This is a genomic window from Myxococcus sp. MxC21-1 (assembly GCF_032612255.1).
GTDB lineage: Bacteria > Myxococcota > Myxococcia > Myxococcales > Myxococcaceae > Myxococcus > Myxococcus virescens.
The window spans coordinates 783,333-806,915 of the sequence record NZ_CP123278.1; the positions used below are offsets into that span (position 1 = coordinate 783,333).

Genomic DNA, 23,583 nt, shown 5'->3' on the forward strand with positions numbered 1-23,583 from the left:
CCGCGGTGGGCTGCCCGGACCGCACCGGGCAGCCTTCGCTACCCGGAGACGATGCGCCAGCGCAGCGTCCCATCCTTGTCCGGCGTGACGATTTCCACGCGCGGATTCTTGGCGCTGGAGCATTCCAGGTACGCCCTGAAGCCCCCCGCCATCTCATGGAGGGCCACCGGCGTCTGGTAGGTGAAATGGCGCAGCAGCAGCATGCCCGTGCCGTTCTCCTCCTGGTGCAGCAGCTCCCCCTGGTCGCAGTAGGAGCGCCACATGCGCCGCGCCATCCCCAGCACCATGTTGGGCGTGGTGAAGCGCAGCACCATCTTGAAGATGGAGTGGATGTCTCGCAGGGTGACTTCGTAGCCCACCGTGTGGGCCCCCTCCGGCTTCCCGTCGAAGTGCCGGTCCACCACGTGCTGGATGATGCCGAAGTACGTCTCCACCGGCACCCAGCCCACCGCCAGCGTCGTGCGCGGGTCCGCGTGGGGTTGCAGCTCGGGAAGCAGCGACTCCACGGCCGTACGCGCGGTGTCCTCGCCGAAGCGCTCGTGCACGTAGGCCAGCAGGTTCTGGACGGTGAAGCCCTTGTAATTCACTCCGGACAATGAGGCTGTCACGCTTGCGATACCCCCCGCTCCAACCTGTGAGCCGGCCTTGGCTCACAGGAGGGTTGCGGCAAAGCCGCATGCTAGAGCACTCCACGACACGGCGGAAATAGCAGTACACGCCAATTCCCCGCGACAGCCACGTTGCGCCCTGGATTCCCCGACTGTCCTGAGCGCTCAGCGCTGGAAGGCGCGGTAGACCTCCACGCCGGCCACCACCGTCAGCCGCACCTCGGCGCCGGGCAGCGCGGTGACGGGCCCGTCCACCGGGTCCACCGACAGGGCCACGAAGTCCGCGTCCATGCCGGGCTGGAGCCGGCCGCGCCGGGCTTCGGCGAAGGACGCGTGCGCCGCGCCCACGGTGAAGCCCTCCAGCGCCTCCTGCCCGCTCAGCCGCTGCTCCCCGTACCAGCCGCCTTCCGGCAGGCCCCGGACGTCCTGACGCGTGCGCGCCGCGTACAGGCCCGCCAGCACGTTGGGGCGCTCCACGGGGAAGTCGCTGCCCAGCGCCAGCACCGCGCCGGACGCCTTCAGCCGCTGCCACGCGTAGGCCCCGCGGATGCGCTCCGCTCCCACGCGGGCCTCCGCCCACGGCATGTCGCTGGTGGCGTGCGTGGGCTGCACGCTTGCGATGAAGCCGCTGCGGCCCAGCCGTTCGATATCCTCGGGGCGCATGACTTGCGCGTGCTCCACGCGGTGCCGGCCGGACTGGAGCGTGCCGGTGGCCTCGGCCGCGCGCGCGAGCACGTCCAGCACCACCGTGTTGGCCCGGTCTCCAATCGCATGCGTGCACACCTGGAAGCCCCGCGCCATGAAGGCGCGCACGCGCGCCTCGTACTCCTCGGGGGACAGCAGCAGCAGGCCGCGGTGCCCGGGTTCGTCGCTGTAGTCCTGGTGCAGCGCCGCGCCCCGGCTGCCCAGCGCGCCATCCAGGGTGAGCTTCACCGCGCGCATCGTGAGCATGCGCCCCTCATAGGGGCCGTCCTTCAGGTACGTCTCCCGGTCGCCCGTCTGTCCATCCGCCATGGCGTAGACGCGCAGCGGCAGCTTGCCTGCCTTGTCCCAGCGCTGGAGCAGGCGGAAGGTGCGCAGGTCCATGCCCGCGTCGTGGACACCGGTGAGGCCCACTTGCGCGCCGCGCTGGAGCGCCGCGGTCAACTGCGCCGCGTGCTGCGCGTCCGTCGCGGGCGGCAGCACGGACTCCACCAGCTCCATGGCGTTGTCCACCAGGATGCCGGTGGGCTCTCCGCCCTCACCTCGGAGGATGCGCCCGCCCGCCGGGTCCTTCGTGTCACGGGTGATGCCGGCGCGGCGGAGCGCCTCGCCGTTGACCCACAGCGCGTGTCCGTCCACGCGGCTCAGCGCCACCGGCCGCAAGGGAAAGCGCTTGTCCAGGTCGGCGCGCGACGGGAAGGTCTTCTCCGGCCAGTCGTTCTGGTCCCAGCCGCGGCCCAGCAGCCACTCGCCCTGGAACGCGGAGGAGGGCGCTGAGGCGAGCCGCTCCAGGGCCTCCTCCTTGGTATCCACGCCCTGCAGGTCCACCGTCACCAGGCCGCGGCCCAGGCCCGCCGGTGCCCGTGCGCGTCGGTGAGGCCCGGCACCACCGTGGCGCCGCCCAGGTCCACCACGCGCGCGTCCTTGCCGGCGACCGCGAGCACCTCGTCCTGGGTGCCGGTGGCCAGCACCTTGCCGTCCTTCACCGCGAGCGCCTCCACCTGGGGCTTCGCCGGGTCCAGCGTCCGGATGCGCTGGGCCACGTACACCGTCGTGGTGGCGGTGGGCTCCGGCGCGGGGGCCGGGTTGTCATCCACGGGCGGCACGCGCCGGGTGCAGCCCGAAAGGCTTGTCAGAAGGAGTACCGCCCCGAGGAGTCCACCACCGAGTCGTCGTAGCGTCATGTCTGGCACCTGTCTGGAAGCCCGCGCCAATTCCTGGCGCGTCCGGCGCGACACTCTGGCGCACCTGGAAGGGGAGGCCAAGCATGGGCGTCCCCCTCCAGGCGCGTTGACGTCACTGCACGGTTACAGGTTGGTGGGGCAGGGCTGCGTGCGCGGCGAGCAGCCCGTGGACTCCACCTGGTAGGTCAGCTCGTACTTGCCACCGTGGCCTTCGAGAATCGCGGTGAAGGTGCCCGTCTGGCCACGCAGCGTGGTCCAGCCAATCTGCTCCTGCACATCGAAGATGTGCATGCTCTTGTCCCAGAGCGCCACCAGCTTGCCGCCCGCGCCCACCGTTTGCGTCGTGAACTGCAGCGGCGGCGGATAGGAATTCAGGGGGCTCCACTCCACCCGCTTGTTCGGCGTCATGTAATCGTCGTTCCAGATGACATCGGACTGATGGTCGCCGGTGACCTCTGCCTCCAGCCAGGCCTCGTCGTTGCCGTCGATGTCCGACGTGGTGATGCACTTCAGGGACAGCAGGTTCGCCCGCCAGAACAGCGTGTAGTAGGGCCAGTCGGGGTCGGGCTCACCGCCACCGCCGCCTTCACAGGAGGGGTCATTGCACTGCGCCGGCGGCGCCAGGCCGGTCTCCAGCAGCTGCTTCTCCAGCGCGATGATGTCCACCGGCTTCGCGTCCGCCGCCTGCGCGTCCACGCGCTCCACCGCGTCCGTCTCCACGGGCGTCGGCGACGGCTCCATGGGCTCCGTACCGCAGGCCGTGAGCGCGAGCACCGCGCCCATCGTCAACCCCAGCGTCTGTCGCTTCGTCTTGCTCATCCGCATCTGCGCTTCCTTCAGGTGTCTGGCCCCAGCAGCCTGGATACGCAGTGGTTCACGAAGTCTGGCAATTCACGGATGCGGAAAAGTCAGGCCCCCATCACGGATGGTTGGGATGGAGCCGGTGGCGCATCGACGTGCGCTGGTTCGTGTAGCGCGTGTTCTGGAACAGTTTGATGAGCGCCATGCCCGCCACGAAGCCGCCGATGTGCGCCCAGAAGGCGACGCCGCCGGACGCCTCCGCGCTGACCGTGTTGAGCTGGGGCAGGCCGCTGAAGAGCTGCACGCCGAACCACCACAGCAGCACCGCCCACGCGGGCACGGGGAAGACGCGGATGAAGATGACGATGATGAACAGCATGTTCACCCGCACCCGTGGATAGAGCAGCAGGTACGCGCCCATGACGCCGGAGATGGCGCCGGACGCGCCCACCGTGGGCACTGGCGAGCCCGGGTCCACCAGCAGGTGCGCCGCCGCCGCGGCCAGTCCGCACAGCAGGTAGAACACCACGAAGCGCAGGCGGCCCATGCTGTCCTCGACGTTGTTGCCGAAGACCCAGAAGAAGAGGCAGTTGCCCAGCAGGTGTCCCCAGCCGCCGTGCAGGAACATGGAGGTGATGGGGGTGAGGAGGTTGATGGGCTCGTTGTCCACCACACACGCCAGCCCATCTCCCAGGGGAACGGGGAGGCCCAGCGCCGCCTTGCCCGTCAGCTCGCCCGGCACCATGCCCAGGTTGCAGACGCTGGCGGCCAGCCGGTAGGCGTCCAGGCCCGCGCCCTGGATGAAGACCCAGACGAAGCCGATGGTGCCGAGCAGCAGGTACGTCACGACGGGAGTGCGGAGGGTGGGGTTGTCGTCGCTGATGGGAATCATGTGGGGGCCCCATCATGCGCGTTCCCCTGGCCGGGCGCGGCGGCGGAGGGGGCCTGGATGTGCGGCGCTGGACGCATGGACACCCATACGGACGGAGCGGGTGGGATGCTTGCCCAGGGAAACCATCCCCGGGGAGACTTGGCGGCGGGAAGAAGGTTGAGGGATGTTGAGCCGCCTCACACTCCCGTGGAGTCCTGAGAAATGAACCTGTCGATGCTGTCGCGCGGCGCCGCCGCGCTCCTCGTGGTCGCCGCGCTGTCCCTCACCACCACTGGTTGCGCCGGCCGCCGCCGCGAAGCCTTCCTGCTGGAGAAGGCGCGCAACCACGTCTACCGCAAGCCCGTGGCGGAGGTGTATCCGCAGGCGCTCGCCCTGCTGAAGGAGAAGGGCTACTCCTTCAAGACGGCCCAGAGCGGCTTCGAGGCCACCACCGAGTGGTTGATGCAGGGCGCCCCGTCGTCGCTGGGCACCACCCAGGTGCGCTACCTGGTGCGCGGCATCGAGAAGGGCCCGGGCCAGTGCTCGGTGGAGTTCACCCGGCAGCTCGTCACGCAGTCCGCAGGCGCCGCCAACACGTCCGGCCGCGCGAGTGACATCACCGAGCCCGCCGTGCGCGCCGACGGCGGCAACATCACCCGGGACGAGGCGCTGGAGTGGGAGCTGGTCCAGCGCGTGGACGCCGAGTCCGCGTCGGCCCTGCTCGCCGAGTCCGAGAAGATTCAGTAGCCTCAGTCCCTGAGGGGCAATTCGACGGTGAACCCGTCGAAGGCCACCTCCACCGGCCCCTGGTACTCCTCACGCGCCTGCGTGAGCAGCTTCGAGGGGTCGGTGTCGTGCCGGCTGGAGAGGTGGGTGAGCACCAGCCGTCGTGCTCCCGCCTCTCGCGCCACACGCGCCGCTTCCCGCGCGGTGGAGTGCCGGGTCTCCACGGCCCGCTCCTGTTCGTCGTCGGAGAAGGTGGACTCGTGGACCAGCAGGTCCGCGTCCTTCGCGGCCTTCACCAGCGCCGGGCACGGGCGCGTGTCCCCGGAGATGACCAGCCGGCGCCCCGGGCGTGGCGCGCCGAGCACGTCCTCCGGCTTCACCGTCCGCCCGTCCTCCAGCGTCACCGGCTCGCCCCGCTGGAGCTTTCCGAAGCTGGGACCCTCCGGCACGCCCAGTGAGCGCGCCACGTCCAGGTTGAAGCGCCCGGGCCGGTCGTCCTCCACCAGCGCGTAGCCCAGGGCGTTGATGCGGTGGTCCACGCCCACCGCGTGGACCGCGTAGCCCTTGCGCGGCACCACGTCACCGTCCTTCAGTTCGTGAATCTCCACTGGGAAGGACATGGACTCCACGCCCAGGTGGACGGCCTGGTGGAGCAGGCGCTTCGCGGAGGGCGGGCCGTACAGGTGGATGGGCTCGGAGCGCCCTGTCATGCCCAGCGTGCGCAGGAAGCCGATGATGCCCAGGTAGTGGTCCGCGTGGAAATGCGTGAAGAACACCGCGTCCACGGTGAAGCCGGTGCCGTAGCGCACCATCTGCCGCTGGCTGCCCTCGCCACAGTCGAAGAGGAGCAGGTCCGAGTGCGCCTTCACCGCGAGTCCGGACAGGTTCCGGTGCAGCGTGGGCTGCGCGGCGGATGTACCGAGGAACGTGAGCCTGAGGAGGGACATGCCGGCACTTCCCACGCGTTGAGGACCTCCCGCGCCAGGCAACCGCCGACGCGAGGGGGCCATTTACCAGGGTTGGAGGCACCCATGCTATGTGGCCGCCCCCGACCTCGGACTTCACCATGCCTGAATCCCTGACCTTCGCGCCGACTTCGGACCCTCGCCGCGTGCGCGCGCCGGATGGCCGCGTGCTCACCGTGCCGGACGGCTGGGCCCTGCTTCCCCCGGTGACGCCGGGCTCACCCGCCGCGTGAAGGCGGCGGGGCCCTCCTGGACCGTGGCGGAGAAGGTGGGCCGCAAGCTGTTCTCCCGGGGCGTGTGGGCGCCGGAAGCGCACATCCTCCACGCCCGCGCCGCCCTCGAGGCCGAGCGCGCCACCCCCGCCTACGAGAAGAAGCTGGCCGCCGGACGCGAGCGCCGCGCCCGCGAGCAGGAGGCCTACGAGGTCGACTTCGCCAACGCCGTGCTGCGCTTCCTCGCCTTCTCCCCGGCGTGGCTGCCGCACGCCAAGCGCATGGCGGTGCTCGTCGCCACCCATGCCACCCCCGTGGGCAGCGGCACCGTGGCCCGCACGGAGCGCATCCCCTGGAGCGCCGCGCCGAGGCCGCCGTCATCGCGTGGATGCGACATCAGACCACGCGCTACGACGACATGCGCATCGCCCGGGTGAAGGGCGCCCGGCGGGAGGTGCGCCGGGAACTGGCGGACATCTCCCGCGCCGTGCTGGACCTGCACCGCCGCGATACCCCCACGGGCCCGCCGCGTGCCCGCTGTGCACCGCGCTGACGCGGACCTGAGCGGCGGAACGCACCCACAGTCGCAGCTCTTGGGTTACTGACCCGGTGTTCAGAAACCTTGCGTGGTTAATGACCGGCGGGTTAGGAATCCGGCCAGCATGGCCCGTCCCGCCGACCCTCACGCTCGCAGTGCGCTGGTGTCCGCGGCCCGGCGGGAGTTCGCTCGCCGGGGGCTGAAGGGGGCGCGCATCGAGGACATCACCGCCGCGTGCGGGCTGTCCAAGGGCGCCTTCTACCTGCACTTTCCGTCCAAGGAGGCGCTGTTCGGGGAGGTGGTGGGCGCGTTCGAGTCCGGGCTGATGGAGATGAACGGGCGTCGCATGGCGCGCATGGAGGGCTTCTTCCAGGCGCACGGCATCCCGGGCGCGCAGGACCGCATCGAGCGCAGCGAGCGCTACCTGCGGTTCCTCCAACTGGAGAAAGAGCACGACCTGGAGGCCCTGGACTGGGTGTGGGAGTTCCGGGACGTGTCCCTGGTCCTCACCAGCGGCAGCCAGGGCACGGAGTTCGAATCCCTGCTGTGGCGCGTGACGGATGCCCAGGTGGAGCGCATCTCCCACGACTTCCGGCGGCTGCAGGAGGCTGGCGCCATGGACCCGGAGTTGGACGCGCGAATCTTCGCCTCCATCATCGTCGGGTCCTTCCTGCTGCTCTCCACGCAGATGGCGCGGCTGGATGAGAAGCCGGACCTGAACGCGTGGGCGAACACGCTCCAGCGGCTGTGCCAGGAGGGCACCCGTCCGGCGTCGCCCGCTCCGTCCAAGCGTGTTGCGCGCCGGCCCCGGGCCGCCGCCGAGAAACCCCGAAAGACCCCGAGGAAACGCTCGTGAAACCCAACCTGAAGCCGTCCGCTGTCCGCGTGTTCGCCGCGGCGGGCATGGCCACCGCCGTGCTGTCGCTGACCGCATGCCAGAAGGCGGATGCCTCGTCGTCGCCGCCCGCCAAGGGGCTGGCGCAGGAGGTGGTGCCCACGGTGAAGGTCGTCTCCGCGCGGACGGTGCGGGCCGCGCCGAGCGAGTCGGTGACGGGGACGCTGTTTCCCGCGCAGGGATTGATGGTGGGCTTCGAGGTGGGAGGCCGCCGGCGGTCGTCCGGGTGAAGAAGGGGCAGGGGGTGAAGAAGGGCGACGTGCTGGCGCAGCTGGACCCGGAGATTGCCGACGCGCAGGTGGCCCAGGCCGAGGCCGCGGTGGCCGCCGCGGAGGCCGCCTCCACCATGGCCGCCGACGTGGCCGCCCGCAACGAGAAGCTCCAGCAGCAGGGCGGGGTGAGCGAGGTGGCTCACCGCACCGCCAGCGCCAATGCGGCGCAGGCGCAGGCGCAGTGGATGGCCGCCAAGGCGCAGCTGGCCCAGGCGCGCGCGTCCCGCCGCCGGCACGACCTGCGGGCGCCCTTCGACGGCACCATCATCGACGCACCGGAGCAGACGGGCGCGACTGTGGCGCCGGGCACGCCGCTGTTCAACCTGGAGCGCCTGGACACGCTGCTCTTGAAGACGACGGTGTCGGAGGCCCTGCGCTCGCAGCTGGAGCCCGGCGCCAAGGTGCGCGTGGAGTCGGTGGGCGCGCGCGTGTCCTCGGACGAGGCGGTGGTGCGCACCATCCTCCTCCGCGGACCCCGCCACGCGCCGCATCCCGGTGGAGCTGGCCGTCCCCAACGCGGATGGCCGCTTCGTGGCGCACACGCTGGCGCGGGCGGTCCTCTCACTGGGCCGGTGCAGGACGCCCAGGTGCTGCCGGGCACCGCGTTGTCGGCCCTCAACGGGGACCATGTCTGGGTGGTGGCGTCCGGTCAGGTGCGCCGCGTGGACGTGCGGGTGTTGGAGCGGCGCGAGCAGGGCGAGGTGGTGGTGCTGGCGTCCTCGCCGCTCGACTCCGTCGTTGACCACCCCACTCCGGGCCTGTCGCAGGGCGCCCGCGTCTCCGTGAAGTAGGGAGCCCTCCCCATGCTGCTCAGCGACGTCTCCATCCGCAGGCCCGTCTTCACCGCGATGTTGTCGCTGTGCCTCGTCGTGCTCGGCCTCATGGGCCTGGGCCGCCTGGGCACCGACCTCTATCCGGACGTGTCCTTCCCGGTGGTGGTCATCAACACCGTCTACAAAGGCGCGGGTCCGGGCGAAATCGAAACGCAGGTCATCAAGCCCATCGAAGACGCCGTCGCTGGCATCAGCGGCGTGGACAAGATTCACTCCTACAGCCGGGAGAACGTGGGCATCGTGGTGGTGCAGTTCAAGATGACCGCCCCGCTGGACCGCGCGGTGCAGGACGTGCGCGACAAGGTCGCTGGCATCGTCAGCCGCCTGCCCCAGGACGCGGACGCGCCCGTCATCGGCCGCGTGGACCTGGGGGCCACGCCCATCCTCACCTACGCTGTCTCGGCGGAGCTGCCCTCGCAGGAGCTGCGCCGGCTCATCGACGACCGCGTGAAGCCCGCACTCGCGCAGCTGGAAGGCGCCGCCGAGGTGCGCGTCACGGGGGAGACACGCGCGAGGTGCAAATCGACATCGATTTGGACAAGGCGCGCGCGGCGGGTGTGTCCCCGCTGGGCATCGCCCAGCGCGTGGCGTCGGAGAACCTGGACCTGCCCGCGGGCAGGCTCCAGCTGGGCGCCTCCGAGATGACGGTGCGCTCGCTGGGGCAGTTCCAGAACGTGGATGAAATCCGCGACCTGCCGGTGGCGCGCAGCGCGACGGGCGCGCAGGTGCGGCTGGGCGAAATCGCCAGCGTGACGGACGGCGTGGCGGAGCGGCGCACCCTGGCGCGCCTCAACGGGCAGGACGCCGTCATCCTGGAAATCGTCAAGCAGCCGGGCTCCAACACCGTCGCGGTGAGCGAGGCGGTGCGGCAGGTGATGGCGCAGATGGGCTCGGTGGTGGGGCATGGCTTCCAGGCCACGCTGCTCATCAACCAGTCGGACATCATCCAGGAGAACGCGCACGAGGTCTGGGTGGCGCTCATCTTCGGTGGCGCGATGGCGGTGCTCATCATCCTCATCTTCCTGCTGGACGTGCGCGGCACCTTCATCTCGGCGCTGGCGCTGCCCACCTCCGTGTTGGGCACCTTCTTCGTGATGTACGTGCTGGACTACACGCTCAACCAGATGACGCTGCTGGGCCTGTCGCTGGCCATCGGTCTGCTCATCGACGACGCGGTGGTGGTTCGCGAGGCGATTACCCACCGGCTGGAGAAGGGTGAAGACCCGGAGAGCGCCGCGTCCAACGGCACCAAGGACGTGGGCCTGGCGGTGCTCGCCACCACGCTGTCGCTGGTGGCGGTGTTCGTGCCGGTGGCCTTCATGCCCGGCATCGTCGGCCAGTTCTTCCGGCAGTTCGGCATCACCATCTCCGTGGCGGTGCTGATTTCGCTGTTCATCTCCTTCACGCTGGACCCGATGATGTCGGCGCGGCTGGCGAAGCGGCGCGTGCCGGGGGAGGTCCGCCAGGAGAACGCGGTGGCCGCGGCGCTGCGCCGCTTCCTGGACGGCACCGAGCGCGTCTACGAGTCCATCCTCCGCTGGGTGCTGGCGCACAAGTGGACGACGATGGGCCTCACGCTGGTGCTGCTGGTGGTGTCCTTCGGAGGCGCCAGCCGTCTGGGCATGGAGTTCATGCCCGCGGAGGACCGCTCGCAGTTCTTCGTGGACCTGACGCTGCCGGACTCGGCCAGCATCCGGGAGACGGAGGCCCGCACCGCCGACGCGGAGGCGCTGCTGCGCCAGCTCCCGGAGGTGACGGACGTCTACTCCATCGTCGGCAAGGACGGCGATGTGAACAAGTCCCGCATGCGCGTGCTGACGGTGGGCAAGGACGCGCGCGCCAAGGGCATCCAGGTGCTGAAGGAGGACGCGCGCGCGCTGCTGGAGCCAGGGCTGGTGGGCACGCGGGTGAACCTGAGCGACCCGCCCATCCTGGAGGGCATGGGCGACTACTACCCCATCATGGTGCGCATCACCGGACCGGACCGGCGCGCGTCAACGAGGAGGCCGAGCGCGTCGCGGGCATCCTCCGCGAGCTGCCGGGCTCCGCGGACGTGCGCGTGGAGTCCAACCCGCCCAAGCCGGAGATGCAGGTGCTCATCGACCGCGCGCGCGCCAGCGACGTGGACCTGCACGCGGGCGCGTTGGCCACGCAGCTGCGGCTGGCCATTGGCGGTGACGTGGTGGCGAAGCTGCGCGAGGGCATCACCGAGACGGACATCCGCGTGCGCCTGTCGGAGAAGGACCGCGCCACGCCGGAGCGCGTGCGCCAGCTGGAGGTGTACACGCCCAGCGGCCTGCGCCCGCTGACGGACGTGGCCCGGGTGGAGATGAAGAACGGCCCCAGCCTCATCGAGCATGAGAACCGCGAGCGGCAAATCGCCGTGTACTCGCAGCTGGGCCCGGGCGCGGCGCTGGGCGACATCGCCCGGGAGCTGAAGGCGCGCGTGGCGGCCCAACCGCTGCCACCGGGCTACGCGCTCATCTACGACGGGCAGATGAAGAACCTGGACGAGCAGAACGACGCCTTCGGCGCGGCGTTCGGTCTGGCCTTCGTCTTCATCTACATGGTGCTCGCCAGCCAGTTCGAGTCCTACAAGCACCCGCTCACCATCATGGTGTCGCTGCCACTGGCCCTGGTGGGCGCGCTGCTGGGCCTGGTGGTCACGGGCTTCCACCTGTCCATGGGCGCCATGATTGGCATCATCCTGCTGATGGGCCTGGTGACGAAGAACGCGATTCTGCTCATCGACGGCGCGCTTCAGAACCTGCGGGAAGGCGACACGGTGGACGAAGCGCTGCTCAAGGCGGGTCCGCGCCGGCTGCGGCCCATCCTGATGACGAGCGCGGCCATGGCCATCGCCATGGTGCCCACGGCGGTGGGCACGGGCACGGGTTCGGAGTTCCGCGCACCCATGGCCATCTCCGTGATTGGTGGCGTCATCACCTCCACCTTCCTCACGCTGCTGGTGGTGCCGGTGGTGTTCGCCGGCATGGAGCGCCTGGGCTTCAAGCGCCGCCTTCCGCGCGACGATGCCGCCGCGCCGCCGCACCGGTGGAGCCCAAGCCCGGTCAGGCGGCCTGAGGTCCACAGGCTCGGGGGCGTTCATCCCCCGCGTACAGCGGCGCCATCGCATCCACGATGGCGCCCATCAGCCGCTGGCCGTCGGGCGTGTCCGGGCAGAGTCCGCCCCAGACGAGCGTGAGGCGTTCGGCCACGGGGCGGAAGTACATTCGCCCGCGCATGCGGACCGGCTCGTAGCTCTCCCGGCCGCCCACGAGGTAGTCCTCCTCTGGCACGCCGAACACGGCGTAGTAGGTGAGGTCCGGCGCCTGCGCGTCCTGCACCCGGTGCAGTCCGCTGGGGATGATGCAGCCCACCTCCGCCATGTGCCACGGGCCTTCACGGCCCTGGCGCACGTCCAGCACCTCGAAGCACATCTTCGACGCGGGGCAGCCCAGCTCTCCGGCCGTGAGGAAGTTGTAGTCGAGCCGCGGAATCTCCAGCATCTCGTCCAGGTCCGGGCGGCCGTCGCGGGTGAATCCCCACGGGCTGCCATCCCGCTTGTACGAGCGGATGCCGTAGGCGCCGTAGAAGACGTTGTACCAGGGGCTGTGCGGGTTGAAGTAGTTGGAGCACCCGGCCCGCTCCGGGAAGTCTCCGATGGTGAAGGCCACCAGCAGGTCCATCAGTCGCTTGGTGTCGAAGGCCATGAAGGGTTCATGCGCCACCGCGCCAATCGACCCGCGGATGGCGGGCACCGGTGTGGCGATACCGGCCTCCGCCAGGAAGTTCTTCTTCCCCGGCAGCGGCGTGGCTTTCATGGCCAGGATGGCGAGCTCTCGTTGCAGACCCATGGAATTCCTACCCCCTCGCCGCACATCCTAGCGGAGGAAGGGTACACTGCTGAACATGCCGGAGAAGCTCGTCTTCGAGCACACCTTGGAGGGTCTCTTCGTGCGAGGACTGGGGGCCCGCGTCACCCCCGTGCTCCGCGAGCGGCTGCGGGAGGTGGGGGTGGACCTGGAGCGCAAGCTGCAGCCCGCCTACTCCTTTGAAACATGGTGCTTCGCCGTGCGCGTGGCCGCGCGCGAGCTGCACCCGGACGTGCCCGACGACGTGGGCTACGCGCTGCTGGGTGAGCGCCTGGTGGACGGCTACCGGGAGACGGTGCTGGGCCGCGCGGCCTTCGGTGTGATTCAGCTCCTGGGCCCCCGCCGGTGCGTGAGCCGGGCCCGGCAGATGTTCCGCTCCGGGAACAACTACACGGAGACACGCCTGGACGACGTGTCCCCCACCGAAGTGGACCTGTGGATGAACGAGGCCGGGGCCATCCGCTACTTCACGCAAGGCGCGCTACGCGCGGGCCTGCGCGCCGTGGGAGCGCCGCATGCCGAGGTGCAGGTGCGCGCCTTCACCGACGAAGGCGTCACCTACCGGCTCACGTGGCGCAACGGCCACGAGGCCTGAGCCTGCTGGGATTCCATGGGCTGGAGCCGTCCTGCCCCCGCCTGGAGGTGTGTCTCAGCGCGCGGCGTGCTCCACCGCGCCTTCCGGAGCCGCGCCCAGGAAGTAGCGCGAGCGCGCCTTGGCGAGCTGCGAGTGCGCTTCCTCCAGCGACACGCAGTCCACCGTGATGTCGTTGTCCGCCGCCGCCGCCGAGGCCACCCGCGCCGTCTGCAGCCGGGCGATGGTGGAATCCGAGACGTGCGCGCACATGACGCAGCCCATCTGCCGGCCGTAGGCCACCACCTCTCCGAAGAGGCTGGCGGACTCCGGCTCCAGGGTCCTGAGCCCACGCATGTCCGCGAGCACCAGGTGTCGTCCTCCTCCGTAGGAGTCTGTTTCGTGACGATACCGGCTCGCGAAGTCCCGCATCTCGTTCGGCCTGACGAACCCACTCAACCGCACGGTGACGGTACGGCGATTCTTGTCATTGATGACTTCGAACATGCGTGCGCCCTCCTCGCGAGGCAAAGATTAACATGAAGACAAACGGGGTTCCATGCGGCCCTCCAGGGCAGGTCCATGGCTGGAAGGGTGTGCAAGCGTGTCTGGGTTGTCTGGCGCCGGTGGAAGTTTCCGCGCGCTGGCACCCGCATGGGGTGACGGCACAATCCTCCGCCAGGAGGTGAAGCCCGTCTGGGAAAGGCTCAGGCGCGCTGGCTGCTCTGGCCGGTGACGACGGCGGAGCCGATGAGGTGCGCCAGCCGCAGGGCCTCGGGGACGAGGCCGCGGTCCGTCACGCGCGCCAGCGCCTCGGCCACCCAGGCGGGCTCCGCGCCCTGCACCTGGAAGGTGAAGCCTCCCAGTTGGTGGATGGGGCCCGCGCGCTTCAGCTTCGCCCAGCGCGCGTCCGCGCGAGGCAGACGCCGCAGCGCGCGCTCCACCGCGCCCAGGTCCGGTGGCCGCCGCATCACCGCCACGCACGGCCGCTTCAGCCGGCTGGCCAGCAGGGGCAGGTCCACGACGTTGAAGCCGCCGAACGCAATGCCATCCAGCAGCACCAGGTGGAGCTGCGGGAGGAACTTCCCGCCTTCCAGCAGCCGGCACACCTCCCGCGTGGCGTTCCAGCCGTCGCGGCGCACCCGTCCCCAGACGAGCCCTTCGAAGCGAGTGCCGCCGCACACCACGCCCGCCAGGGGCACCGCGGCGCCGGGGCGGCGCGCGAAGGGGCCGTCGTCGAAGCCGATGACACGCGGGAAGCGGGGCAGGCGCATGGACCGCGCAGCCTCTCAGGGGGCGCCCGCAAAGAGAAAGCCCGGACTCGCCATCCGCGAGACCGGGCTTCCATGGCTTCGCCGGACCGCCGTTCAGGCCGCGCGAACGTTCTGCGCCTGCAGACCCTTGGGGCCCCGGCCTACTTCGAACTCCACCTTCTGGCCTTCCTGCAGGGTGCGGAAGCCATCCATGTTGATGGCGCTGTGATGGACGAACACGTCCTCACCGCCGCCGTCCTGCACGATGAACCCAAAACCCTTCGCATCGTTGAACCACTTGACGGTACCGGTTGCCATGAATCGCGTTCTTTCGTTCCAAAGCGGCTGGGGTGGCCGCGGATATCGCCCTCTCAGAAACTGAAGGGCCGTGCTGCGAGCCATAGTCTGCCCGGGGCGGGCCACCGAGTGGAAGCCCCCCTGGTCCCCCAGCAGCCAGGAATTCGCGGGTGGACAGGCTTCCTACCCTCGGTGCCCGGGCAGGCGAGGCGCGCATCGCCGTGCGTCACGGGCCGCGTGCCTACCGTAGTGGCGACTTCACGACGGCAAGACTGGAAGGAGCGCCACATGGCTGAACCGCAGACCCTGAGCCCGTCCACCCCCAGACTCGTCCCGCCCCCGGTGCCTCCGGAAGGGCGCTTCCGGCGGGGCGTGCGCCGCGCCATGGACCGGAGCGCCGCCGCTGGCATCATCTCCCGTCCGCTCCTGGGACGGCTGCCGTTGCGCCGGTGGGTGCCCCAGGACCTGCACTCGCTCATGGACTACAAGGGCGGGACGGCCTCGGTGGTGGCGGGGGTGTTGTCCGGAGATGCCGTGGCGAAGTCCGCGGGCATTGCCCTGGGGTCCACCATCCTCGGTGTGTCATTGTTGACGGACTACCGCATCAGCTTGACCAAGCTCATCCCCATCGAAGCGCATGAAATCGCCGACTATGCCTTTGGCGCCGCGTCCATCCTCTCGCCCTTCGTGCTGGGCTATGCGAAGCGCAGCCCGCTGGCCGCGGCCATCCACGTGGCGGTGGGCGTGACGACCGTGCTCGCGTCGCTGGTGACGGACTACCGGTGCCAGACGGGCATGCACCTGGGCGGCGAGCTGGCGACGGACCCGGGGGCGATTGGCGCGTGAGTGCCCCTGTTCCTCCAGCGCGCGGCAGCACCGTGCGCGGCGCGCTGGAGGCGGCGCTGACGTCCGCCCCGGAGAGCGGCCTCACCGCGAAGGACCTCTCCGCCCTGGTGGGCATCTCCGAGAAGGACGTGGCCGGACACCTGGAGCACCTGGAGAAATCCCTCAAGGTCCAGGGCGCCCGCCTGGAGGTGTTGCCCGCCTCATGCCTGGCGTGTGGCTTCACCTTCAAGGACCGCAGGCGCTTCACGCGGCCCGGTGCCTGCCCCCAGTGCCGCGCCACGCGCATCGAGCCGCCGGCCTTCCGCGTCATCGGTTGAAAGCGCCTGGGGACGCCGTCCCGGGCTCGGTGGAGATTTCACCATTCGGTTGACAATCGAGCGGTGATTGCAGGAATACTCAACCAACTGGATGAATATCGGGAGGGCGTCATGGCGTCGACAGGAAGTGACAAGGGTGCGCCGGTTGCCACGGCGATGATGATGATTCGCCGTCCCGTGGCGGACGTCTTCGCGGCCTTCGTGGACCCCGCAATCACCACGAAGTTCTGGTTCAGCCGGGGCAGCGCGCGGCTCCAGCCCGGCGGCACGGCGCAGTGGTTCTGGGACACCTACGGCGTGTCGGCCACCGTGAACGTGTTGGACTTCGAGCCCGGTGCCCGCCTGCGCATCGAGTGGGGCGACCCGGGGGCGATGACCTTCGTGGAGTGGACCTTCACGGCGCTGTCGCCGGACCGCACGTATGTCCGCGTCGTCGAGTCCGGCTTCCGGGGTGACGACAAGGCCGTCGTGGCGCGAGCGCTGGACAGCACCGGGGGCTTCAACCTGCTCCTCGCCGGGGCCAAGGCCTGGCTGGAGCACGGCATCGCGCTCGCGCTCGTCCCGGACCATGTCCCCGAGGACGCACGGCACCTCATCTGACGCCGCGGTTCCCCCCACCTCCACGCATGACCGAAGGCGCCATGAAACGAGACTCGCACGCCCGCCTGTTGTCCTCCGACACCGTCCGTATCGAACGCCTGCTGCCCGGCCCCATCGAGCGCGTGTGGGCCTATCTCACCGAGCCGGAGAAGCGCCGGCTGTGGCTCGCGGGTGGCCCCACGGAGACGAAGGTCGGTGGCAAGGTGGAGCTGCTGTTCCGCCACGCCGAGCTGTCGGAGGAAGGCGGCGCCCCACCGTCGCGCCATGCGGACATGGCACAGGGCCACGTCAATGTGGGGCGCGTGACGGCGTGTGAGCCGCCGCACCTGTTTGCCTATACATGGGCGGAGAACCACGGGGACCCGTCAGAGGTCCGCTTCGAGCTGACCGAGCGCGAGGACGGCGTCCTGCTGACCGTCACCCACGTGCGACTCGATGGCCGGGATGCCCTGCGCAGCGTGGCGGGCGGCTGGCATACGCACCTCGACCTCCTGGTCGACCGGCTGAAGGGACAGCGCTCGCCGGACTTCTGGGAGGCCTACGAACGCGTCCACGCCGAGTACGTCGCGCGCCCGGGCTTTGAGTAACGCGGTTGCCGGCGCTCCCGCGGTGCATCCGGGTACGGCCCTTGGAAGACCGCACCCGGAGGTCCATGTCTACTTCGGCTCTTCGGGGACGAAGCGGCAATCCGGGTCGGTGAGGGCGCAGAGCTGATTGCAGCAGCCATCCGCCCGGCAGCTGCAGGTGGGCTCCAGGATGATGGGCCTGCAGGTCTGGGCGTTGCCGTTGCAAGTCACGGTGCCGCCGTTGGCGCTGTTGGCCGAACAGGCGAAGCCCGTGCCAGAGCACGACTTGATATTCCCACCCTCGCACTCGATCTGCACGAAACAGTCACCGGTCAGCGCGGCCTCCTGCGTGCGGAAGTGGTCCTCGGCGGTGACGTCGTTACCTCCCTGGGGCTGCTCCTCGGTGGGCACAGGCCCGCAAGAGGTCAGCATCACCAGCGCCATGACGAAGATTCCAGCCATCGACTTCATGAGAACCTCTCTTTTGTTGGGAGATACCGCGGCAGGAAATATGAGAGGAATTCCCTGTCGTCAATGGTCTCGCTTTGTGATGGATGGGTGTCTTTTTCGACCGTTTGAGAGGGGTTTGTAGCCTTTTATGTCTCGCCCGGTGCGTCACCAGGCATAGTCCTCTGGTGCGGGCTTGTGGCCCGGGAAGATGTCATCCAAGCGTGACAGTGTTTTCGCATCGAGTGTGACACTGGCCGCGCGGACGGCGGCATCGAGCTGGGCGGACGTTCGAGGCCCGATGATGGGCGCGGTGACGGCGGGCTGGTGTAGCAGCCACGCCAACGCGACGTCTCCAGGCTCATGCCCGAGCTCGTCGGCGAGCGCCTCGTAGCGCTCGATGCGGTCGCGGTGCTTCTGGAGGGCTTCCTTGGCGCGTCCTTCCAGACGGCGCTTGCCCTCGCGCTCCTTGCGGAGCACGCCGCCCAGCAGTCCGCCCTGGAGGGGAGACCAGGGGAGGATGCCCACGCCGTGGAACTGCGCGGACGGAATCACCTCCAGCTCCACGGTGCGGGCCATCAGGTTGTAGAGCGACTGCTCGCTGACCAGTCCGGTGAAGTTGCGCCGTGCCGCCATGGCCTGGGCCTGGGCGATGTGCCAGCCCGCGAAGTTGCTGCTGCCGACGTAGAGCACCTTTCCCTGCGCCACGGCCACCTCCATGGCCTGCCAGATCTCCTCCCAGGGCGTGGCGCGGTCGATGTGGTGGAACTGATAGAGGTCGACGTAGTCCGTGCGCAGCCGCTTCAAGCTGGCATCCAGCGCGCGGCGGATGTTGAGCGCGGACAGCTTGCCCTCGTTGGGCCAGTCACCCATGGGCGCGTAGAGCTTGGTCGCGAGCACGGTGCGCTCGCGCCGCCGGTCGCCCTTGGCGAACCAGTTGCCGATGACCTCCTCGGTGCGGCCCTTGTTCTCCCCGAAGCCGTAGACGTTGGCGGTGTCGAAGAAGTTGATGCCGTGGCCGAGCGCGGAATCCATGATGGCGTGGGACTCCGGCTCCTCGGCCGTCCAACCGAAGTTCATGGTGCCCAGGCACAGCCGGCTGACGGAGAGCCCCGAGCGGCCCAATTGCGTGTACTTCATGGCGACTCCTCGATGGCCGGAGGCAGGCTCCCTCCACCGAGGACGGCCCGGCCGTTCACCGCCCCGCGGGTGCCGTGCATTCAGGGCATCCGCGGCGCATGGGGGCCAGGGGTTTGCGGTGACACCCACGCCAGGTGTCGGACAGCCAACCCGGGCGCGTGTCGAGGCGGCGTTGGTGCAACGAAAAAGGGCCACCGCCATGAAGGCGGTGGCCCTTGGGGCCGGCGGAAGACCGTAGGGCTTACGGGTACAGCGCGCGGGCGCCGCTGCGGTCGTCGCTGGTCAGCACCAGGTCACCCGTCTGGGTGCCGCTGCACTGCGGGTAGTGCATGACGGAGCTGGCGTCATACGGCGTCAGCGCGCGCCAGGCGTTGTCCTCGTAGCAGCCGGTGCTGGTGAGGCGGGTGTGCTCGTGGCGGAAGCCCAGCACGTGACCCAGCTCGTGGCGAAGCACGCCCTCCAGCGTCCAGGGGGCGATGTTCTGGAAGGACGTGGTCGAGATGAGGACGTTGGCGCTGCGGCGGGCGCTGTTGGGGAAGAAGGCGCGCGCCAGGTACTGGGCCGTGTTGGTCTGGTTCACGTCGAACACGACGTTGTTGTTGCGGTTGGTGCACTTCGAGTCTTCGGCGCTGACGTGGACGAACTTGACGTTGGCGGCCGCCTCCCACTCCGCCGCGGCGCTCTTCATCGCGTTGACCACGCGCGTGTAGTTGCCGCCGAACTTGGTGCTCACGCAGTACGTGAGGTTGAGCGCCTGGCTGGCGCTCCACTTGATGTCGCGTCCACCGCTGTAATACACGGCCAGCGCGCCCCGCTGGGTGCCAATGCCGCTGACGGATTGCTCGTAGAACTCGCGCAGCTCCGACTCCGTCGGCAGGAAGATGTCACCGTCGACGACGAAACCACCGGACTCGGGCTCCTGATACGCGCCGGCGCGGAACTCCTCGAACGAGACCTGCTGCGTCTCCTGCGTCTCGGACTCAGGGGCGCCGCACGCGGAGCCAAGGACGGAGATACCTGCCAGAAGCGCAATGGAGCGAAACTTAGCCATGGTGGACCCTCGGAGCGGATTCTCGGAATTGAAACAAAAAGCGAGAAGAAGACCCCGGCACCGGGAAAATGGACACACAGGTCTACGCGAATTCTGAACCGGGGCTTGAGTCTCACTGGAAGTGAGAGAGTCTGCTCTGACTCAGGGTGAATCGGCCCGCCTCGACGGCGGGCACCGGGGGCGGGTCATCGAAAAGAAATCCCCCGTGAAAAGGCGGTCGATTCACGGAGGTTTCGTTCGACCACGGAAGCAGGGAGGCTCTTCTCCCGCTCACCCGTGAGGCACGGACCCATGAAGTACCTGCTGATGATCTACGAGAACGAGAAGGCCGCCGAGACGCTGTCGGAGGCGGACGTCCAGCGCGTGATGGGGGAGTACGGCACCTTCGAGCAGGCCATCCGGCAGAGCGGGCACTTCATCTCGGGCGAGGAGTTGGAGCCGACGGCGGCGGCCACCACGGTGCGCATCCGCGACGGCAAGCGACTGACGACCGACGGCCCATTCGCGGAGACGCGGGAGCAACTGGGCGGCTTCTTTCTCGTGGATGCCAGGGACCTCGACGAGGCCATTGGCATCGCGTCTCGCATTCCCAGCGCGCGCAGCGGCTCCATCGAGGTGCGGCCTGTGCGGGAATTCACCATGCCCCAGGACTGACGCCGGGTCCCGCGCGGCATGATGGACACCCCCTCCATTCTCGAACGGGCGCACCGTGAGGATTACGGGCGCATCGTGGCCACGCTCATCCGCGTGCTGGACGGCGACTTCGGCGCGGCGGAGGAGGTGGTGCAGGACGCCTTCGCCGCTGCCTTGAATCAGTGGCCGCGCGAGGGCGTGCCGCGAGAGCCGGCCGGTTGGCTGATGCGTGTCGCGCGCAACAAGGCGGTGGACCGCATGCGGCGGTCCGCTCGCCTGGAGGCGCGCGTGGGCGAGTTGGAGGCGGTGGCGCCATCCGTGGACGACGCCGAATGGCAGACGTTGCCGGACGACTCGCTGCGGCTGCTCTTCACCTGCTGTCACCCCGCCTTGTCACCCGAGGCCCAGGTGGCGCTCGCGCTTCGTTGCCTGTGTGGGTTGACGACGGAGCAGATCGCCCGCGCCTTCCTCGTGTCGCCCGCCACGCTGGCCCAGCGGCTGGTGCGCGCGCAGCGGAAGATACGCACCGCGCGCATCCCCTACGTCATCCCGGAGCCCGAGGCGCTGGCGGAGCGCACCGAGGGCGTGCTGCACACGCTCTACCTCGTCTTCTCGGAGGGCTACGCGGCCACGGACGGGCCCGCATTGCTGCGAGTGGACCTCTGCGAAGAGGCCCTGCGCCTGGCCCGGCTGGCGCGCTCGCTGCTCCCAGGCAACGCGGAGGTGGCGTCCCTGCTGGCGCTGATGCTGCTTCACCACTCCCGCCGCCGGGCACGCGTGGCGGCGGATGGCGGGCTGGTGCTGCTGGACCGGCAGGACCGCTCGCTCTGGGATGGCGCGCAGCGGGACGAAGGACTGGCGGAGCTGGGAGTCGCGCTCGCCATGGGCGCTCGGGGGCCGTACACGGTGCAGGCGGCCATCGCGGCATTGCATGCCCAGGCTCCGCGCGCCGAGGACACCGACTGGGCGCAGATTGCCGCGCTGTATGCGCGGCTGGTGGGGCTGACGCCGGGGCCCGTGGTGGCGCTCAACCACGCCGCCGCCGTGGCGATGGCCCGCGGCCCCGAGCACGGATTGTCCCTGGTGGACGACCTGGAGGCCTCCGGACGGCTGGCGGACTACCACCTGCTGCCGGCCGCACGCGCGGACCTGCTCCGGCGTCTGGGTCGCAAGGACGAGGCCGTGAGTGCCTACCGGCGGGCACTGGCAAGGGTCCGCACCGCGCCCGAGCGGCGTTTCCTGGAAGCGCGGCTCCGCGAGCTGCTGGCGGAGTGAAGGCGCCCTCGCTGGCTTCTCGGTGGTCGCTCCAGCGCCTGAGTCAGTCCTCCGTCGATGACGAAGGAGGCAGCCGCTCGATGGTGGCGAGCCAGGCCTGCGCGCCCTCCGGGTCGGTCTGCTCGTAGTGCGCCTCCCGGATGGACTTCACGCGCCAGCCTTCCCCGAAAGCCGCGCTCAGTGCCTCCGGTGGAACGGCGCGCGGTCCGTCGCGGAAGTACAGCGCATGGTAGTGCCCGCCGGGCCGGAGCACGCTCGCGAGGCTGGCGGCGAACGCGGGCCGGTCTCCAGGCTCGAAGACGTGGAGCAGGGCCGAATCAATGACGGTGTCGAAGCGCCGGCCCAGCGTGGCCAGCTCCAGGGCGTTGCCCACACGCAGGTCCACGTCGAGCCCGCGCAGACACGCCGTCTCGCGTGCCCGCTGGATGGCCGGCTCCATCATGTCCACGCCGCACACCGGCAGGCCCTTGGCCGCCAGGAAGAGGGCGTTCTCCGCGAAGCCGCAGCCCACGTCGAGCACCTCGCCGGAAATCGCGCCGGCCTCCCACAACTGGACGAAGGCCCGTTGGGGCCGTCCGATGTCCCAGGGCGCGCCCAGCAGGTATGCCGAGCGGAAGAACTCGCGCCGGACCGCTGCCCCTTCATGCTCCCGCCGCATGCCGCACCTCGCCTTCCTGGGTTTTGTGAGCGCGATGCCGCGGAATCAGCCGGACCCCGAGCGGCTGGAGCGCGAGCGCCGGCCGGGGCCGCACCACGCAGCCCGGTGCCAGCTCCAGCCGGAACCGCCGTGCCACGCACGCGGTGATGAGCACCGTCTCCATCATCGCCAGCGCCGAGCCGATGCAGAACCGGGGGCCGCCGTTGAACGGGAAGTAGACGTACCGGTGCATGCGTTGGGCGTCCTCGGACAGCCAGCGCTCTGGACGGAAGGACTCGGGGGCGTCGAAGTAGCGCGCGTCGCGGTGGGTGACCCACTGGCTCACCGCCAGCATCGTTCCCGCCGGGACGTGGAACCCACCGAGCTCACAGTCGCGCAGCGCCTCCCGGCTGGTAATCCACGCCGGTGAGTACAGGCGCATGGCCTCCTTCACCACCGCCTCCGTGTAGCGCAGGCGCGGAAGGTCCTCGGCGCCAGGGAGCCGGCCCCCGAGCACCGTCTCCAGCTCCGCCACCAGCCGGGCCTCGGCCTCCGGGTGCTGGGCCAGCAGGTACCAGGCCCACACGAGCGCGTCCGCCGTCGTCTCGTGCCCGGACATGATCATCGTCGCCAGCTCATCGCGCAGCTGGGCCTCGGAGAGGGGCACCGGAGCGGACAGCAGCAGGGCGAGCAGGTCCGTGCGCGACTCCGGTTGCTCCCGATAGCGGCGCACGAGCGTCGCGAGCAGCGTGTTGAGCCGGCCCAGGGCGCGGCGCAGGCGGAGGTTGGTGGGCGTGGGCACCCAGATGGGCGGACGCAGGGGGCTGTCGGTGTGCCGCATGACGGCGTCTACGGCGGCGGCCACGTGGCGGGCCTCGTCGTCGATGGGCGTGTGGAAGAGGAAGCGGCTGACGATGTCGAGCGCCAGCGCGGACACGTCCGCGTGCACGTCCCGCGCGTCGCCCGGACACCACGTCTGGAGCATCGTTTCGGTGAGGGCCACCACGGTGTCACCACACGCGGCCACGTGCTTGCGATGGAACGCGGGCTGGACGAGGCGCCGCTTGCGCAGCCAGTCCTCGCCCTCGCTGTTCATCATTGCTTCGGGAAAGCCGCCTTTGTGACGCTTGCCCTGGCCCACTCCGGCGAGCTTCACGAAGTTGCCGTCGCCGTTGACGAGGACGCGTTCAATCAGGTCCGGGTGATTGAGGAGGAAGTTGCGCTTCCCCAGGCGCACCACGTCGCCGTACTCCCTGGCGCAGCGGGTGAGGAACCCCAGCGGGTCCTCGGAGAACTCCACCAGGTTGCCAGCAATGAAGTGGCCCTGGGGCCCCGGCGGAAGGCGCACCTGTGGCATGAAAGGGTCCTGGAGGGGGGAACTGCCGCTGGCGCAGATGGAGCGAACCATGCGCTCCACCCACGTCGACCAGCTCTTGAGACCCAACCGTCAGGGCACAATGCCTGACGG

Annotated in this window: 24 protein-coding genes and 3 pseudogenes; 13 read left to right on the plus strand and 14 right to left on the minus strand. The window is 69.7% G+C overall.

Annotated elements, in window-relative coordinates; all coding sequences use genetic code 11:
- Positions 1-38 precede the first annotated feature (38 nt).
- From QEG98_RS03770 to QEG98_RS03785, 4 genes and pseudogenes are all read right to left on the minus strand, one after another.
- Positions 39-587, minus strand: a complete 549-nt coding sequence (locus QEG98_RS03770; protein WP_244171470.1) for a hypothetical protein — start codon at positions 585-587, stop codon at positions 39-41.
- Positions 588-773: 186 nt separating this feature from the next.
- Positions 774-2,575: pseudogene (locus QEG98_RS03775) on the minus strand (amidohydrolase).
- A gap of 42 nt (positions 2,576-2,617) precedes the next feature.
- Positions 2,618-3,313 carry a hypothetical protein gene (locus tag QEG98_RS03780; RefSeq protein ID WP_316565776.1) on the minus strand — a complete coding sequence of 232 codons (696 nt, stop codon included), beginning with the start codon at positions 3,311-3,313 and terminating at the stop codon, positions 2,618-2,620.
- 100 nt (positions 3,314-3,413) lie between these two features.
- Entirely contained in the window at positions 3,414-4,187 is a 774-nt protein-coding gene (locus QEG98_RS03785) for a rhomboid family intramembrane serine protease (protein ID WP_090486063.1), read from the minus strand.
- Positions 4,188-4,388: 201 nt separating this feature from the next.
- Here QEG98_RS03785 and QEG98_RS03790 point away from each other — a divergent pair, with 201 nt between their 5' ends.
- Positions 4,389-4,913 (plus strand): hypothetical protein, encoded by a 525-nt coding sequence (locus QEG98_RS03790; RefSeq protein ID WP_316565777.1) that lies wholly within the window; start codon positions 4,389-4,391, stop codon positions 4,911-4,913.
- A 2-nt stretch (positions 4,914-4,915) separates the two neighbouring features.
- Here the strand turns inward: QEG98_RS03790 and rnz are convergent, their stop codons facing one another.
- Complete coding sequence (rnz, locus tag QEG98_RS03795; protein WP_011550794.1) at positions 4,916-5,839, minus strand: ribonuclease Z; 924 nt, start codon at positions 5,837-5,839, stop codon at positions 4,916-4,918.
- A gap of 119 nt (positions 5,840-5,958) precedes the next feature.
- Between rnz and QEG98_RS03800 the strand changes: the two are divergent.
- From QEG98_RS03800 to QEG98_RS03820, 5 genes and pseudogenes are all read left to right on the plus strand, one after another.
- A pseudogene (locus tag QEG98_RS03800) lies at positions 5,959-6,633 on the plus strand (DUF2293 domain-containing protein).
- A gap of 98 nt (positions 6,634-6,731) precedes the next feature.
- The gene (locus tag QEG98_RS03805) at positions 6,732-7,463 is read left to right on the plus strand and encodes a helix-turn-helix domain-containing protein (RefSeq protein ID WP_316565778.1); all 732 of its coding nucleotides are present in this window, start codon (positions 6,732-6,734) and stop codon (positions 7,461-7,463) included.
- Positions 7,460-7,732 (plus strand): hypothetical protein, encoded by a 273-nt coding sequence (locus tag QEG98_RS03810; RefSeq protein WP_316565779.1) that lies wholly within the window; start codon positions 7,460-7,462, stop codon positions 7,730-7,732. The genes QEG98_RS03805 and QEG98_RS03810 overlap by 4 nt, the downstream gene beginning before the upstream one ends.
- 14 nt (positions 7,733-7,746) lie before the next feature.
- Positions 7,747-8,565, plus strand: a complete 819-nt coding sequence (locus QEG98_RS03815; protein WP_316565780.1) for an efflux RND transporter periplasmic adaptor subunit — start codon at positions 7,747-7,749, stop codon at positions 8,563-8,565.
- A gap of 12 nt (positions 8,566-8,577) precedes the next feature.
- Positions 8,578-11,691: pseudogene (locus QEG98_RS03820) on the plus strand (efflux RND transporter permease subunit).
- Here QEG98_RS03820 and QEG98_RS03825 read toward each other — a convergent pair.
- Complete coding sequence (locus QEG98_RS03825) at positions 11,679-12,464, minus strand: hypothetical protein (protein ID WP_316565781.1); 786 nt, start codon at positions 12,462-12,464, stop codon at positions 11,679-11,681. The pseudogene QEG98_RS03820 and the gene QEG98_RS03825 sit on opposite strands and share 13 nt — an antisense overlap.
- A gap of 55 nt (positions 12,465-12,519) precedes the next feature.
- Here QEG98_RS03825 and QEG98_RS03830 point away from each other — a divergent pair, with 55 nt between their 5' ends.
- Positions 12,520-13,077 carry a DUF2378 family protein gene (locus tag QEG98_RS03830; protein ID WP_316565782.1) on the plus strand — a complete coding sequence of 186 codons (558 nt, stop codon included), beginning with the start codon at positions 12,520-12,522 and terminating at the stop codon, positions 13,075-13,077.
- 54 nt (positions 13,078-13,131) lie between these two features.
- On the opposite strand, the gene QEG98_RS03835 is transcribed toward QEG98_RS03830, so the two are convergent.
- The 3 genes from QEG98_RS03835 to QEG98_RS03845 form a co-directional block, all read right to left on the minus strand.
- Positions 13,132-13,560 carry a hypothetical protein gene (locus QEG98_RS03835; protein ID WP_174258632.1) on the minus strand — a complete coding sequence of 143 codons (429 nt, stop codon included), beginning with the start codon at positions 13,558-13,560 and terminating at the stop codon, positions 13,132-13,134.
- A gap of 200 nt (positions 13,561-13,760) precedes the next feature.
- Positions 13,761-14,327, minus strand: a complete 567-nt coding sequence (locus tag QEG98_RS03840) for a DUF99 family protein (RefSeq protein WP_141254708.1) — start codon at positions 14,325-14,327, stop codon at positions 13,761-13,763.
- Between the two features lie 93 nt (positions 14,328-14,420).
- Entirely contained in the window at positions 14,421-14,624 is a 204-nt protein-coding gene (locus QEG98_RS03845) for a cold-shock protein (RefSeq protein ID WP_002635980.1), read from the minus strand.
- A 267-nt stretch (positions 14,625-14,891) separates the two neighbouring features.
- Here QEG98_RS03845 and QEG98_RS03850 point away from each other — a divergent pair, with 267 nt between their 5' ends.
- The 4 genes from QEG98_RS03850 to QEG98_RS03865 all read left to right on the plus strand — a co-directional run bounded on the left by QEG98_RS03850 (position 14,892) and on the right by QEG98_RS03865 (position 16,953).
- Positions 14,892-15,449: a hypothetical protein gene (locus QEG98_RS03850; protein WP_228558119.1), complete on the plus strand. Its 558-nt coding sequence runs from the start codon at positions 14,892-14,894 to the stop codon at positions 15,447-15,449.
- On the plus strand, positions 15,446-15,766 hold the full coding sequence (locus QEG98_RS03855) for a transcriptional regulator (protein ID WP_316565783.1): 321 nt from the start codon (positions 15,446-15,448) through the stop codon (positions 15,764-15,766). The genes QEG98_RS03850 and QEG98_RS03855 overlap by 4 nt, the downstream gene beginning before the upstream one ends.
- Before the next feature lie 111 nt (positions 15,767-15,877).
- Positions 15,878-16,366 (plus strand): SRPBCC family protein, encoded by a 489-nt coding sequence (locus QEG98_RS03860; RefSeq protein WP_090486031.1) that lies wholly within the window; start codon positions 15,878-15,880, stop codon positions 16,364-16,366.
- Positions 16,367-16,407: 41 nt separating this feature from the next.
- Positions 16,408-16,953 (plus strand): SRPBCC family protein, encoded by a 546-nt coding sequence (locus QEG98_RS03865; RefSeq protein WP_316565784.1) that lies wholly within the window; start codon positions 16,408-16,410, stop codon positions 16,951-16,953.
- A gap of 69 nt (positions 16,954-17,022) precedes the next feature.
- On the opposite strand, the gene QEG98_RS03870 is transcribed toward QEG98_RS03865, so the two are convergent.
- The 3 genes from QEG98_RS03870 to QEG98_RS03880 all read right to left on the minus strand — a co-directional run bounded on the left by QEG98_RS03870 (position 17,023) and on the right by QEG98_RS03880 (position 19,570).
- On the minus strand, positions 17,023-17,403 hold the full coding sequence (locus QEG98_RS03870) for a hypothetical protein (protein ID WP_090486024.1): 381 nt from the start codon (positions 17,401-17,403) through the stop codon (positions 17,023-17,025).
- Positions 17,404-17,547: 144 nt separating this feature from the next.
- A complete protein-coding gene (locus QEG98_RS03875; protein WP_316565785.1) occupies positions 17,548-18,519 on the minus strand; it encodes an aldo/keto reductase in 972 nt (323 codons plus the stop codon).
- A gap of 241 nt (positions 18,520-18,760) precedes the next feature.
- The gene (locus tag QEG98_RS03880) at positions 18,761-19,570 is read right to left on the minus strand and encodes a M57 family metalloprotease (protein WP_316565786.1); all 810 of its coding nucleotides are present in this window, start codon (positions 19,568-19,570) and stop codon (positions 18,761-18,763) included.
- A gap of 276 nt (positions 19,571-19,846) precedes the next feature.
- On the opposite strand from QEG98_RS03880, the gene QEG98_RS03885 reads away from it, so the two are divergent.
- Entirely contained in the window at positions 19,847-20,224 is a 378-nt protein-coding gene (locus QEG98_RS03885; RefSeq protein WP_316565787.1) for a YciI family protein, read from the plus strand.
- An 18-nt stretch (positions 20,225-20,242) separates the two neighbouring features.
- Complete coding sequence (locus tag QEG98_RS03890; protein WP_316565788.1) at positions 20,243-21,478, plus strand: RNA polymerase sigma factor; 1,236 nt, start codon at positions 20,243-20,245, stop codon at positions 21,476-21,478.
- 43 nt (positions 21,479-21,521) lie between these two features.
- On the opposite strand, the gene QEG98_RS03895 is transcribed toward QEG98_RS03890, so the two are convergent.
- Entirely contained in the window at positions 21,522-22,136 is a 615-nt protein-coding gene (locus QEG98_RS03895) for a class I SAM-dependent methyltransferase (protein WP_316565789.1), read from the minus strand.
- Complete coding sequence (locus QEG98_RS03900; RefSeq protein ID WP_316565790.1) at positions 22,120-23,472, minus strand: cytochrome P450; 1,353 nt, start codon at positions 23,470-23,472, stop codon at positions 22,120-22,122. The genes QEG98_RS03895 and QEG98_RS03900 overlap by 17 nt, the downstream gene beginning before the upstream one ends.
- Between the last annotated feature and the right edge of the window lie 111 nt (positions 23,473-23,583).